Here is a 13,764-nt window from a genome sequence, read left to right on the forward strand (position 1 = left end):
GATGGCCACGCATGCCCTTTCCGCCGACCATCCCGACTTGTCCGATGCCGCGCTCGATCGCCTGACCCGTGAACTGGCGCACCGGGCGGAAGACTATGACCGCAATCCCCGTTTCCCGCGCGAAAACTTCGATATCCTGGCGCGCGAAGGGCTGATCGGCCTGACCGTGGACCCGCGCCTGGGCGGGGCGGGCGCCGGCTTTCTCGATACGCTGCGCGTGCTTGGCGCGGTCGCCAAGGGTGAGCCGTCGACCGCGCTGATCCTGTTCATGACTTATGCGTTCCACGCTGCGCCGGAAAAGGGCCGGCGCTGGGACCGCGCGCTGTATGAACGCCTGGCGCGCGAAGCGGTGGCGGGCAAGGGCCTGGTCGGCACCTTCCGGGTGGAGCCCGAACTGGGCACCCCGGTGCGCGGCGGGTTGCCGGCCACGGTGGCGCGCCGCACCGACGATGGCTGGCGCATTTCGGGCGAGAAGATCTATTCCACCGGTTCCACCGGGCTCGACTGGTTCGCCGTCTGGGCCAAGACGGACGAGACGCCGCTGCGCCTGGGCCTGTTCCTGGTGCGGCCGGACAGCGATGGCATCACCATCGTGCCCGAATGGGATCATCTGGGCATGCGGGCCACGGTCAGCCACAAGGTGGTCTTTGCCGATACCCCGGTGCCGCCGGCCCTGGCGGTTGACTTGCGCGCGCCCGAGGAATGGGCGCCCAAGCCGGGTGACGATACCAGCGCGTTCCTGTGGAATGCCCTGGCCATCGCCACGATCTATGATGGCGTGGCCCGCGCCGCGCGCGATTGGCTAGTCGGCTATCTCAACGCGCGCAAGCCGGCCAACCTGGGCGCCGCGCTTGCCACCCTGCCGCGCGTGCAGGAAAAGTTCGGCGAAATCGAAGGCCTGCTGCTGACCAACCGCGTGCTGATCGAGAACGCGGCGCGCGCCGCCGATGCCGGCCTGTCCACGCCGCCGCACGAAGCCAACCTGATCAAGCACCTGGCCAATGCCAATGCCATCCGCGCGGTGGAAATCGGGCTGGAGCTGACCGGCAATCCCGGGATCAGCCGTGCCAACCCGCTGGAGCGGCACTATCGCGACGTGCTGTGCAGCCGGATCCATTCGCCCCAGGCCGATACCGTGCTGGTCGGCGCTGGCCGGGCGGGGCTGGGCCAATGAGCCTTGCCCCCAACAGCCTTGTCATCGCCAGCCAGCTCGAACCTGCGCTCAACGATGCCTTGGCCAGCCACCCGGCGCGCCCGCGGGTGATCGCGGCGCCCGAGGATGAACCCTGGCGCGCGGCGGCTGATGCCGATGTCCTGGTCGTGCGGCCATCTCCCGCCTGGGCTCCGGCCCGCGCGGCGCCGGCGCCGCCGGTCTGGCCGGGGCGGCTGCGCTGGGTGTGCAGCGCGTCTGCCGGCATCGATTTCTACCCGGCCTGGCTGCTCGACGGGCCTTTGGTCAGTTGCGCCCGCGGCACCGCTTCGGAAGAGATTGCCGACTATGTGATCGGCGCGATCTATCGCCAGGCCAAGGATCTCGATGGCGTGGCCGCGCGCGGGCCCGAAGGCTGGCGCTATACCGCGCTCGGCCAGGTCCTGGGCAGCACCATCGGCCTGGTCGGGCTGGGCGCCATTGGCCAGGCCGTGGCGCGCCGGGCGCTGGCGCTGGGCGCGCGGGTCGTGGCGGTGCGGCGCACCGGCGCCTTGCCCGAGGGGCTTTCCGGCGTGGAATTGGTCGCCCGCGTGGAAGACGTGGTGGCGCGGGCCGATCACATCGTGCTGGCCGTGCCGGCCACGCCGCAAACCCGCCATCTCGTTGACGCCACATTGCTGGCGCGGGCCAAGCCGGGCGCGCACCTCGTCAACGTGGCGCGTGGCAGCGTGGTTGACCAGGCGGCCCTGCTCGAAGCGCTCGATCGCGGGCACCTGGGTTTTGCCACGCTCGACGTGACGGATCCCGAACCGCTTCCGGCCGGTCACCGCCTCTACACCCATCCGCGCGTCAGGCTCACGCCGCACCTCTCGTCCAACTACACCGTGGCGCGCGACAAGCTCCTGGCCAAGATCCTGGGCGATATCACCCGCTTTGCACAAGGGGAGCCGCCGCGCGATCTGGTGGAGCCGGCGCGTGGCTATTGAGCCGCTCGCAATTGAGCGCCTCCCTATTGAGCAATGCCAATAGGCCGCGCGGATAACTCGATTGCCAAGATAGACATTCGTGCCGAGATTGTTTCCGGCATTTCAACGAAAAAGGGCACCAGGCCATGACGCTCAAGTTCATCGGCTATATCGGCTTCAACAATACCTCGGAAATCCACGGCCCGGCGCGCCGCATCCTCGATCGCGCCTATGTGGAAGACGCGGCGCGAGCGCAGGAAGCTGGCGGCTTTGACCGGGTGTTGATCCCGTTCGGGTCGAACTCGCCCGAAAGCCAGATCGTCGCGGCCCATGCGGCGGCGCTGACCAAGCGGCTCGGCTTTCTCGTCGCACATCGTCCCGGCTTTACCCAGCCTACGCTGGCCGCGCGGCAGCTTGCCACGCTCGATCAGCTTTCGGGCGGGCGCGTGGCGGTGCACATCATCACCGGCGGCGCGGACGAGGAAATGGCCCGTGACGGCGATGTCGGCTCGACCAAGGCCGAACGCTATACCCGCACCGACGAATACCTCGACGTGCTGCGCCAGGAATGGAACGCGACCGTTCCGTTCGATCACAAGGGCCGCTTCTATGAAGTGCGCCAGGGGTTCAGCGCGGTAAAGCCGTCGAATCTGCCGGTGTTCTTCGGCGGTTCCTCGCCCGAGGCGATTGCCGTCGCCGGCCGCCACGCCGATGTCTATGCGCTTTGGGGCGAAACCCTGGCGCAAGTGGCCGATGCCGTGCGCAAGGTGCGCCACGCCGCGGCCGACCATGGGCGCAAGCCCGGCTTCTCGCTTTCGCTGCGCCCGGTCATCGCCGATACCGAAGAAGCGGCCTGGGCCAAGGCGCGCGATATCGAGGACCAGGTGCGGACCGTGCGCGAAGCGGCTGGCCTGCCGGTCAGCGGCCATCGCCCACCCAACGCAGGCTCGCTGCGCCTGCTCGAAACCGCCACGGGCAATCGCCGCGACGCGCGCCTGTGGACCGGGGTGGCCGCGCTCACCGGCGCGCAGGGCAACAGCACCGGCCTGGTCGGCACGCCCGAGCAGGTGGCCGATGCCATGCTGGCCTATGCCGATCTCGGGATCGATCATTTCCTTATCCGCGGGTTCGATCCGCTTGGCGATGCTATCGCCTATGGCGAGCATCTGATTCCGCTGGTTCATGCTAAATACGCCGCGCGCCAGGACCGCCCTGTCGCTCTGGCCGGTTGAAGGAGCCTTTTCCATGGCCACCGTTCTCGAACGTCCCGTTTCCGACCCGCAGGAACGCCCCGATGGCATCAGCGAGGCCGAATGGGCCACGCGCGTCGATCTCGCTGCGTTCTACCGCATTTCGGCGATCTACGATTACGACGATTTTCTCTATACCCACGTCACCGCGCGGGTGCCGGGGCCCGATGCCCATTTCCTGATCAACCCGTTCGGCCTGGCTTTTGACGAAATCACCGCGTCGAGCCTGGTCAAGGTGGATCTGGACGGCAACGTGATCGGCGGCGAGGGCGAATACGGCATCAACTATGCCGGCTACGTGATCCATTCCGCGATCCATGCCGCCCGCCACGATGCGCACTGGATCGCGCATTTTCACACCCGCGACGGGATGGGCGCCTCGGCGCACAAGGAAGGCCTGCTGCCCTTGTCGCAGCGCGCGCTCTATATCATCCCGCGCCTGGGCTATCACGATTACGAAGGCGTCGCGCTCAACCTGGACGAGCGGGAGCGGCTGGTGGCCGATCTGGGCGACAAGCAGTTCCTGCTGCTGCGCAACCACGGCACGCTGGCGCTGGGCCGCACGCCGGGCGAAGCCTGGGCCGCGATCTACCAGCTTGAAGAGGCGTGCTCGGCGCAAGTGGCGGCGCTCGCCGGCGGCCGCGACCATGTGCTGCTCGCCCCGGCCGAAGCGCAGGAAGAGGCGCTGCGCCAGATTGCCGAACAACCCGCCGCCGCCCGCGCCGCGCAAGGGCGCAAGCCGCACCACCAGCTGGCATGGGAAGCGGTTTTGCGCCGCGTGAACCGCGACTTGCCGGGGTATGATGTCTAGATAGCGCGTTGCAGCCATGGGGCTTCGACAAGCTCAGCCCGATCGGAATTGAGAAAACTGTTCTTTCAATCCGTTCGCCCTGAGCCTGCCGAAGGCCCTGGCTCAACGTTCAGGCCGCAACCGCTTCCCGCACCGGGGTGAGATATTCTGCCAGGCGCTGCGCTTGCAGGCGGATATCGGGCACGGCCACCATTTCCCAATTGAGCCCCTTGGACAGCGCGCCCATCGCATGGATCGGCAGGGCCGAACGGCCAGCGCCATCGCGCAGCCGCCAGTGTCCGTCCACATCCAGCCCCAGCCGCAATGGGCAGGGCCGGGCAAGGCCGGCGGCGAGCAAGGTGCGCAGCAGTGGATCGCGGCTTTGCGTGGGATCGCCCCCCGGTCCGGTGCACACCACCACGTGATCGAGCGCGCGCGTCACGGTTTGCGCGTCGCGGCGCGTGCGCCATTGCGCCACCAGGCTGCCGTCGCTGCGGCGTTCCACCGCTTGCAGGTTGCCCGCCACCACGGTCAAACGGCCTTCCGTGCGCAAGGCGGCAATGCGTTGCGCGATCGCCGGGGCCATGCGGTGGCGGTGCACGTCCCACCAGGGGCGGGCGTGGCGCAGGAAGCGGGCCTGGGCCGTGGCATCGTGCGCCTGCCACAGCGCATGGGTGTGCGGGCGCAGTTCGTCGATCGCATGGCGCCAGCCCACGTCGCGGGCGCGCGCGCGGATCTGGCGCAGCAGCGCGCTGCCGCGTGCGGCGGGCATCGGCTGCGGCGTCACCGTGGGGCCGCTGGCGGCATGGGCGCGTGGCACCAGGCCCCGCCGCGACAGCGCCAGGATCGGCCCCTTGTGCCCGCGCGCCTGAAGGGACTGGATCACGTCGATCGCGGTCAGGCCGGTGCCCACCAGCAGCACGCGCGCATCGGGCGCAATCGCGTCGAGCGCGCCGGGCGCCCAGGGATCGGGCAAGACCAGCGGCGGTTCGAACCCGGCCAGCGCGCGGTGGCGCTGCGGCGGCAGGTTGCCCTGGGCGAGCACGACGGCGCGCGCATGCAGCGACGTGCCATTGTCCAGCGCCAGTCGCAGCGTGCCATCGGCCTGAGGCACCAGGCCTTGCGCGGCGGCGATGGCAATGGCGATGCGATCGGGCATCATGGCGCGCGCGGTGGCCAGCAGGCTGGCGAGATAGGCACCATAGCTGGCGCGCGTGGCAAAGTGATTGGCAGCGTCCGCTTCGGCCAGGCCCAGCCAGCGCAGGAAATGGCCCGGATCGTCGGGAAAGGCGCTCATGTTCCCGGCGCGCACATTGAGCAGGTGCTGTGGGCCGCAGGCGCCATAAGCAAGGCCATGGGCCAGGGCCTGGGGGTCGCGCTCCACGATGACCACGCGGGCCCCGCGCCGCGCCAGGTGGATTGCGAGCAAGGTGCCACTGAATCCACCGCCGACAATTGCAACCGGCAAATCATTGAGCACACGTGCATTTGCCATAACTCAACCTTTCAAGTTGAATTTAGGCTGACAAGTTTTTCCTGTGGGGTCAATAGCCAATCTTTGAGGCGTGGCGTGCGGGCGCCGCGCCTCTCAGATCACGTAGAAACCATGCGTGCCATCGCGGCGCAGCTGCTCGACCAGGCCGAATTCCCAATCGAGGTAGGCCTGCATGGCCGCTGCTGCGTTGTCGGTGCCTTCATAGGGGCGCTTGTAGCGGCCTTCGGGGCCGCGCGGCGGCGGTGCGCCGTCGCTGCCGGTTTCCAGCGCCACGCCTTGCGGCCAGTCGAGCACGGCCACGTCCCAGCCCAATTGCGCCAGCCACGATGCGGTCATGTCGGCGCGCGGGCCCAGATCGTCGGCCAGCACCACGCGCGCGCCGCGCACCGGGGCGAAGTGATCGGTTTCCTGAACCAGCTGCCCGCCCTGGGCGTTGCGGAAACCGGGCAGGTGCCCCGCGGCGAAATCTTCGGGCAGGCGCACGTCATACAGGTAAAGCGTGCGCGTAGTGCCGCCGCGCAGATGGGCCAGTTCGTCCCAGGTGATATGGCGCACACCGGCGCGATAGGACACGTCGCGTGCGCGGGCGCGCGCTTCGTCGGTCCAGTCACCGCCGGTTTCAGGCAGCGGCGCGCGGCGCTGTTGCCCGGTATCCAGCCCCTGGCCTGCCAGGGTCCAGCCGATCGTGCCGTTGCGCAGGGCATAGATCTTGTTGGGCAGGCCGGCATTGATCAGCGACTGGGTGCCGATGATCGAGCGGGTGCGCCCGGCGCAGTTGACGATGATCGTGGTATCGGGATCGGGCGCCACGGCGCGGGCGCGCAAGACCAGCTCCGCGCCGGGCGTGCTGACCCCGCCCGGAATGCTCATCGTGGCATATTCTTCAAACCGCCGCGCATCGAGAATGGCGATGTCGGCCTTTTCCTCAATCAGCGCCGCCACGTCGGGCGCCGGCAACGACGGCGTGTGGCGGTAATGCTCGACCAGTTCGCCAAAGGCCTTGGAGTAGGAATTCACATCCTCGAACAGTTCGTACCCCTGATCGCGCCAACCCGAAAGGCCGCCTTCGAGCGCGGAAACATCGCTGAAGCCCAGGCTTTCCAGGATTTCGACGGCAGGCTCGACCAGCCCTTCGCCATTGTCATAGACCACCACCGGCACAGCGGCGCGGGGCAGGCGCCAGCGCGCTTCAAGGGCCAGGCGGCGCAAGGGAATCTGCGCGGCGAACAGCGGGTGGCCGCGCGCGAAATCGGCCTCTTCGCGCAAATCGATCAGGGCCACTTCCTGGCGCGCGAGCAGCGCCTGGCGCAGGCCAAGCGGGCTGGTGGTGCGAACTTTGGTCAAAGTAGTCATGGATTTTGCGAACGATCCCACAAGTTGGGCACCATCGAGCTGGCATAGCCCGAGACGAAGCGCTTGGCCGTGCCGTCGAGCGCATAAGTCGCGCGCTCGACCGCGCCGATATTGGCGCCATAGACATGGATGGAAACCGAAGGGCCGTCGGCGCGCGCGTTGCGCACGCGGTGGATGTCACCCACGCGAGGGCTCACCGCTTCCACTTCGCCCGCGCGCAGCAACTGTGCCGGCCCATCGGCCTTGAGGCTGCCATCGCTCTGGCGAGCGAAGCGTTCCGATGTTTCCGCCCCGCGCAGCACACCCACCAGGCCCCACACGCGGTGATCGTGGATCGGGGTGCCCTGTCCCGGCGCCCAGACGAACGAAACGACGCTGAAGCGCTCGCGGCTGTCGCAGTGGAGCAGGTATTGCTGATAGCGTTCGGGATGGGGAATGGCGAAGGCAGGGGGCAGCCAGTCGTCCTGCGCGATCAGGCGCGCGAGCAGCTTGGACCCGGTCTGCAGGATCTCGGTCTCGTCCCGCGTGGCGCTGACCAGTTCGGCCAGGTTGGTGACGAAGCCGCGCAGGCGGGCAATGCCGGCGCGTGGTTCGGCAGGAACAAGCGCAGGAGGAACGGCAAGCGTGGCCATGCAATCAGGCTCCGGCAGCGGCGTGGGGGAAGGGTATCACATGATCGGGCAGGCCGGAATGCGCCGGCGTGCCGCCCAGGATCCCCAGCAGCTTTTCCTTGAGTGGCAGGGTCAGTTCGGCGCGGGCCCCCCGCGCGATCGTGATCCGCTCTTGCGCGGCAATGCGCCCACCGTCGAGGACGAGGATGCGATCGGCCAAGGCCACCGCTTCGTCCACGTCGTGCGTGACCATCAGCACCGCGCAACCGTGGGCGCGCCACAGGGCCAGCACCAGTTCGTGCATGCGCAGCCGGGTCAACGCATCGAGCGCGGCAAAGGGTTCGTCGAGCAGCAGCAGTTGCGGTTCGCGCACCAGGGCGCGGGCCAGCGCCACGCGCTGCGCTTCGCCACCCGAAAGGGTCAGCGGCCAGGCATCGAGGCGATGGCCCAGGCCCACTTCCTTGAGCGCGTGCTGGGCGCGGGCGCGAATGTCGGCGCCCTTGAGCCCCAGCGCCACGTTGCGCCAGACTTTCTTCCACGGCAGCAGGCGGGCATCCTGGAATACCACGGCGCGCGCGGTGGGTACGGTCACGTCCTGGCCATCGGCGCTGTCGAGCCCGGCCAGCGTGCGCAACAGCGTGGTCTTGCCCGAACCCGAGCGGCCGAGCAGGGCGACGAATTCACCCGGCTGGATGGCCAGGTCCAACCCATCGATCACCGTTACATCGCCAAAGCGGCGGGTAAAGCGGTTGAGGCGCACGATCGGATCGGCAGCGGGGCTGGCCGGCGCGGCAGGCGTATCGGCAAGGAACTGGAGGCGGGCGTCCATGGGGCTCACTCCTTGAGGCAATGCGGCGCTCAGGCCTTGATGAGGGAAGGGCGCCAGACAAGGGCGCGGCGCTCGATCGTGCGGACCAGCGCGTCGGCACCCAGGCCAAGCACGGCATAGACCATCAGGCACACCACGATGATATCGGTGCGCATGAAATCGCGCGCGTTGTTGATGAGATAGCCAAGCCCGGCCGACGCGTTGATCTGTTCGGCCACGACGAGCACGAGGATGGCAATCGAGAGCGAATAGCGCAGCCCGGTCAGCAGCGCGGGCAGGGCGCCGGGCAGGATGACGTGCCAGATCAGCTCTGCCTGCGACAGGCCGAAGCTGCGTGCGCCTTCCAGCAGGCGCACATCCACCCCGCGAATGCCGCTATAGAGGTTGAGGTAGACCGGGAACATCGAGGCGAAGGCGATCAGCGCCACCTTGGGGGTTTCGCCGATGCCGAACCACACGATGAACAGCGGGGTCAGCGCCAGCGTGGGAATGGTGCGCTTGATCTGCATGATCGGATCGACCGCGGCTTCGCCCTGGCGTGACAGCCCGGCCACCAGCGCCAGCACCACGCCGGCGGCCACGCCGATCGACAGCCCCAGGCCGACGCGCCAGAAGGACACCAGCAGGTTCTGTGGCAGTTCGCCCGACACCAGCATCGCCCACAAGGTGGCGACCACCGCCGAAGGCGCGGCCAGCGTGCGTTCGGGGATCAAGCCACTGCGCGAGGCGAGTTCCCACACGACAAGCAGCACCAGCGGCGAGGACCAGCGCGAGCGGGCAAGGCGGGCAAGGATACGGGTGGACATGAAAGGCAAACCTGCATGACGTGACACGGGGGCAAGACGTGGCCGCAGCAGACCGTGCATTGTCTATGCAATCAATTGAGTTTTGTTTGCCACCCATAAGCATGGCTCATAGATGGCTGCCAAGCCCCCGATTCCTGCGGCAGGGCGCGCAAACAAACACTTGCTTTAGCATTTTAAATGTCTACTATTTTGATAGATAAATTCGGGAGCGGTAGCAGACCGACACGAAGCGCATTCCAACGGCCGGCGGACATCCGCACCCGAACGCGCCAGCCTGCCTCTTTGTGGCCCGGCGCGGTTTCGCCGGGCCAATCCTTTGTAACCCGTTGTTGATGGTGCCTTCATGCCGGTCAATCTGCCTACCAACCTGCTTCGCAGCTTTGTCGCCATCGTGGACACCGGTTCGATGCTCAACGCTTCGGAAAAGGTGTTCGTCACGCAATCGGCGCTCAGCCTGCAGATCAAGCGCCTGGAAGAACTGCTGCAACAGACGCTGTTCCACCGCGACGGGCGCCGGCTGACGCTGACCCCGGCCGGCGAGCTGATGCTCGATTATGCGCGCAAGGTGCTCACCTTGCATGACGAGGCCGTTGCCGCGGTCAGTGCCGGCCATTTCAATGGCCCCGCGCGCATCGGCATGGTTCAGGATTTTGCCGAAATGCTGCTGTCGGGCCTGCTTGCCCAGTTTGCCGAATTGCATCCCGAAGCGCAGATCTATTCGCGGATCGCCGGCACGGCCGAACTGCTGGGCCAGTTGGAGCGGCGCCAGCTCGACATCGTGCTGGGCTATGGCCTGCCCAATGACGAAAGCGCCGTGTCCACGGCCGATATGGCCTGGTTCGGCGAAGCGGGCCTGGCTGGGCGGCCGGTCATTCCGCTGGCCGTGCTCGAACAGCCATGCCGCTTTCGCGAGGCTGCGATCCGCGCGCTCGAAGATGCCGGCCGGGTCTTTCGCATTACCGTCGAAACACCCAACCTCACCACGTTGCGCGCCGCCGTGCAGGCGGGCCTGGGCCTGACGGTGCGCACGCCGCTGTTCCTGCCCGATGCCCTGCTCGAAGCGGGCACTTTGCCGGCGCTGCCGCGCGTGTCGTGCATCCTCCAGACCGCCAGCGTGCTCGATGGCGCGACGGCCCGGCTTGCCGAGCTGGCACGGCAGACCGTCGCCGCGCTCTGAGAGCCTGACCCGAAATCCTGCAGGTCGCCCGACCTTCGGGTGAGCCTGTGATATTGCAAACTCTCATGCGCGGGCGCGCCGATCTCGATGGTCGGCGCGCCGGGGGCAGGTTACGCCGAAGGTGAAACTGCCCAAGGAGCGCCCGCCATGACCCAGACCACCAGCCTTGCCCACAAGAGTCTTGCTGGACGCTTTGCCGATTTGGCGGCAGAGCGCGCGCGCACCTGGGCGCCCGAGCAGCTGGCCCGCAACGCCTATCAGCGCCGCGTGCTGGTGGAGCGGCACGATCCGGCGGCCCACCCCGCACCCGGCACGCGGCTGGCGCCTTTCACGCTGGTGGACGCGGACGGCAGGGCCCATGCCAGCAGCGAACTCCTGGCCCACGGGCCGGCAGTGCTGGTGTTCTTCCGCTTTGGCGGGTGCCCGGCATGCAACATCGCGCTGCCCTATTATGACGAAACCTTGTGGCCGGCGCTGCATGCGGCGGGCATTTCCCTGCTGGCGGTCAGCGCACAGAACCCGGTCGATCCCGGCCCGACGCAGCGCCACGGCCTGCGGTTTCCGACCTTTGCCGATCCGGGCTATGCCCTGGCGCGGCAACTGGGCATCACGTTCTATCCCGAAGAGCAGCCCGAAGTGGCGCCGGGCGAATCCTGGATCGGCGCGACGCTGGGCACGAACAGCTATGAAATGACCGAACCTGCCGTGGTGATCATCGCGCCCGATCACAGCGTGCGGTTCCTGGCGGTGAGCCCCGACTGGCTCGACCGGCCAGAGGCTGACGCGATCCTTGCGCATCTGCCCGAAGCGGGCGTGCACGAGGTAGACCACCTGGGCTGACCGCTTGCCGTTCCCGTCCTGGCAACGCGCAGCCGGCAGGCCCAGGCCTGCCGGCTGCGTTCGTTTTCAGAACTGGTAGCGCGCGCGCAGGCCGAAATAGCGCCGCGAGTTGCGATCGAGCGACTGGGCCAGCAGGCCCGCGCTGCCGCCCGAGGCAATCGACACGTTCGAGGCGTAATGCTTGTCGAACAGATTGTTGACGAACAGCGTCACGCGCAGCCCGCCACGGTCGTTCTGGTCGATGCCCAGGCTGGCGTTGACGATGCCGTAGCCCGCCTGCACCGTGGCCGGGTTGCCGAGCAGGTCGAAGTTGACTTTGCTTTGATAGGAATAGTCCGCCTGCACGAAGGCATCGAAGGGCAGGCTGGGCAGCAGGATCTTGTAGTTTCCGCCGATGTTGAACTTGACCTTGGGCGCATTGGGCAGGCCCTTGCCGGCAAGGTTCTGGCCGGTGGTGGTCGATGGGCCGCTGCCATCCAAATCGTAGCAGCCCACGGTCTGCCCGGTGTAGCACTGCGCACCGGAATATTCGAGAATGCGGGTGTCGGTATAGCTGAACGCACCGTCGATGGTGAGTTGCGGCATTGGCCGCGTGTTCAGTTCCACTTCCACGCCGCGGGTGCGCACGCGGCCCACGTTGTTGAGCGTCAACTGGATCGTGTTGTCAGGCAGCAGAACGCCGGACTGGGCCTGGAAGTCGCGGAAATTGCTCCAGAACGCGGCGACATTGAGCTGGACCCGGTTGTCCAGGAAGCGGGACTTGAGCCCCAGTTCATAGGCATCGGACTTTTCCGGGCGCACCGGATTGGCGGCGCGACGCGGGGTAAAGCCGGTGCTGATATCGAACCCTTGGCCCTTGTAGCCGCGGGCATAGGAGGCATAGGCCATGACCGATCGCGTCAGGTCCTGGCGCAGCGCGCCTTTCCAGGTCAGCGCGGTGTCGTCGGACTTGCCCGAACAGGTCGACAGGCAGGTCGCGTTGTTGGCCGGGATGGTGGCCGGCGTCACCGTGTTGAGGAAGTCAGCCGAGATCTTTTCGTGGTTGAGCCGCAGGCCCAGGTCGAAGTGGGTGCCCTGGGCAATGTCATAGGTCGCCTGCCCGAACGCGGCATAGCTGCGGGTGCCGCTGCGCGAAGTCCAGCCGGCGACGACCGGGCCGGACGGGCCACGCGCGAAAGTGCGATCGGTCTTGCCGTCGGCATAGAACAGGCCGAGCACATAAGTCAGCCGGCGCTGGCCGGGCGAAACGAGGCGGAGTTCCTGCGCGAACTGCGTGGCGTGATAGGTGCTGCCCGCCACGATCCCGCCGGGAATGCCCAGCACGTTGGAAATCGTATAGTCGAAGTCCTCGTTGAAGCGGAACTTCCAGTCCTGGTAGCTGGTGACGGAAACCAGGTTGGCAAAGCCCAGGTCGAAGCTGGCGCGGCCCGAAACCGTGGTCTGCATGCTCTTGTTGAACAGCGGCTTGTCCAGGCGCACGGAATAGTTGTCGGTGCCCGGCGTGATGCCCACAACGCTGGGCGCAACCGGGGTGCCGAAAATGGCGGCACCGGCCGGCACGGCGCGGAAGGTGCGGGCAAAGCCGTTGCTTTCGCTTTCCGAATGGCTGGCGATGAGGTTGACCTTCACGCCGGCGGCAGGATCGAGATCGAGGCGCCCGCGCAGGCCGAAGCTCTTGTCGTTGTTGAGCTTCGATCCGTCTTGCAGGTTGCGGATATAGCCCTTGCGATCGCCCACGAAACCGTTGATGCGAAAGCCCACGCCTTGGGCCAGTGGGCCGGACAGCGAGGCGTCGAGGCGGTATTCCTCGTCGGTCGTGGCGGTGCCGGTAATCGATCCGGTCAACGTGTCGGTGGCGGCCTTGGAGACGATGTTGATTGCGCCGGCCGATGCATTCTTGCCGAACAAGGTGCCTTGCGGGCCGCGCAGCACTTCGATCCGCTCAACATCGCTCAAGCCGGAAAAGGCCTGGGCCTGCTGGAGCAGGGCCACGTCATCGACGATCACCGCCACCGAAGGCTCGATCGCGGTGCTGAAAGCCACCGTGCCGATACCGCGCAGGTTGATCGAGTTGTTGGTGGGCACGTTGCCCTGCGTCAGCGTCAGGCTGGGTGCCAGCCGGGGAAGATCGGCGACGGTTGAAACGTTGTGGCTGACCAGCGTGTCGGCGCTCAACGCGGTGACCGCCACGGGCACGTCCTGCAGATTCTGCGCGCGCTTTTGCGCGGTCACGACGATTTCAGCGAGGCCTTCGGTCGGGGCGGCATTGGCCGGTTGCGGCGCGGCGGCAGTGGCCGGTTCTGCGGCGTTCTGGGCAAGGGCGGCAGCCGGTGCGAGGCATGCGGTGATGGCAAGGGCGCCTGCGGACGTAAGAAGCCTGGAAACAGACATGGTATCCTCCCGTTGTGCTTTTTTGGGCATTGGTCAGGCCGAATCCACAAATTGGCTTGCGCTGTCAAGCCAATTCTTCCGAATTGGTCAGAGATTCTTGCGTCAGA

General features: G+C 67.1%; 12 protein-coding genes. 6 read left to right on the forward strand and 6 right to left on the reverse strand.

The window, feature by feature from the left end:
- The first annotated feature begins 1 nt into the window (after nucleotide 1).
- The 4 genes from R9J51_RS21875 (at nucleotide 2) to R9J51_RS21890 (ending at nucleotide 4,176) form a co-directional block, all read left to right on the forward strand.
- Nucleotides 2-1,174, forward strand: coding sequence for an acyl-CoA dehydrogenase family protein (locus tag R9J51_RS21875; RefSeq protein WP_169475393.1), 1,173 nt, complete (start codon nucleotides 2-4; stop codon nucleotides 1,172-1,174).
- On the forward strand, nucleotides 1,171-2,136 hold the full coding sequence (locus R9J51_RS21880) for an NAD(P)-dependent oxidoreductase (protein ID WP_179562356.1): 966 nt from the start codon (nucleotides 1,171-1,173) through the stop codon (nucleotides 2,134-2,136). The genes R9J51_RS21875 and R9J51_RS21880 overlap by 4 nt, the downstream gene beginning before the upstream one ends.
- 125 nt (nucleotides 2,137-2,261) lie before the next feature.
- On the forward strand, nucleotides 2,262-3,347 hold the full coding sequence (locus R9J51_RS21885) for an LLM class flavin-dependent oxidoreductase (protein WP_179562354.1): 1,086 nt from the start codon (nucleotides 2,262-2,264) through the stop codon (nucleotides 3,345-3,347).
- 13 nt (nucleotides 3,348-3,360) lie between these two features.
- Nucleotides 3,361-4,176, forward strand: a complete 816-nt coding sequence (locus R9J51_RS21890) for a class II aldolase/adducin family protein (protein WP_169475396.1) — start codon at nucleotides 3,361-3,363, stop codon at nucleotides 4,174-4,176.
- Nucleotides 4,177-4,285: 109 nt separating this feature from the next.
- On the opposite strand, the gene R9J51_RS21895 is transcribed toward R9J51_RS21890, so the two are convergent.
- The 5 genes from R9J51_RS21895 to R9J51_RS21915 form a co-directional block, all read right to left on the reverse strand.
- Nucleotides 4,286-5,650, reverse strand: coding sequence for an FAD-dependent oxidoreductase (locus tag R9J51_RS21895; protein ID WP_179562352.1), 1,365 nt, complete (start codon nucleotides 5,648-5,650; stop codon nucleotides 4,286-4,288).
- Nucleotides 5,651-5,743: 93 nt separating this feature from the next.
- On the reverse strand, nucleotides 5,744-7,003 hold the full coding sequence (locus R9J51_RS21900) for a rhodanese-like domain-containing protein (protein WP_179562350.1): 1,260 nt from the start codon (nucleotides 7,001-7,003) through the stop codon (nucleotides 5,744-5,746).
- Entirely contained in the window at nucleotides 7,000-7,635 is a 636-nt protein-coding gene (locus R9J51_RS21905; protein WP_168557088.1) for a cysteine dioxygenase, read from the reverse strand. The genes R9J51_RS21900 and R9J51_RS21905 overlap by 4 nt, the downstream gene beginning before the upstream one ends.
- A 4-nt stretch (nucleotides 7,636-7,639) precedes the next feature.
- Nucleotides 7,640-8,443, reverse strand: a complete 804-nt coding sequence (locus R9J51_RS21910) for an ABC transporter ATP-binding protein (RefSeq protein WP_168557089.1) — start codon at nucleotides 8,441-8,443, stop codon at nucleotides 7,640-7,642.
- 29 nt (nucleotides 8,444-8,472) lie between these two features.
- Nucleotides 8,473-9,249, reverse strand: coding sequence for an ABC transporter permease (locus R9J51_RS21915; RefSeq protein WP_179562348.1), 777 nt, complete (start codon nucleotides 9,247-9,249; stop codon nucleotides 8,473-8,475).
- Nucleotides 9,250-9,592: 343 nt separating this feature from the next.
- On the opposite strand from R9J51_RS21915, the gene R9J51_RS21920 reads away from it, so the two are divergent.
- Both R9J51_RS21920 and R9J51_RS21925 read left to right on the forward strand, forming a co-directional pair.
- A complete protein-coding gene (locus R9J51_RS21920) occupies nucleotides 9,593-10,426 on the forward strand; it encodes a LysR substrate-binding domain-containing protein (RefSeq protein WP_168557091.1) in 834 nt (277 codons plus the stop codon).
- A gap of 147 nt (nucleotides 10,427-10,573) precedes the next feature.
- Nucleotides 10,574-11,266: a peroxiredoxin-like family protein gene (locus R9J51_RS21925; protein WP_169475400.1), complete on the forward strand. Its 693-nt coding sequence runs from the start codon at nucleotides 10,574-10,576 to the stop codon at nucleotides 11,264-11,266.
- Between the two features lie 66 nt (nucleotides 11,267-11,332).
- On the opposite strand, the gene R9J51_RS21930 is transcribed toward R9J51_RS21925, so the two are convergent.
- On the reverse strand, nucleotides 11,333-13,657 hold the full coding sequence (locus R9J51_RS21930; protein WP_168557093.1) for a TonB-dependent receptor: 2,325 nt from the start codon (nucleotides 13,655-13,657) through the stop codon (nucleotides 11,333-11,335).
- Between the last annotated feature and the right edge of the window lie 107 nt (nucleotides 13,658-13,764).

It is taken from the genome of Novosphingobium rhizosphaerae (assembly GCF_050920675.1).
Taxonomy (GTDB): domain Bacteria; phylum Pseudomonadota; class Alphaproteobacteria; order Sphingomonadales; family Sphingomonadaceae; genus Novosphingobium; species Novosphingobium rhizosphaerae.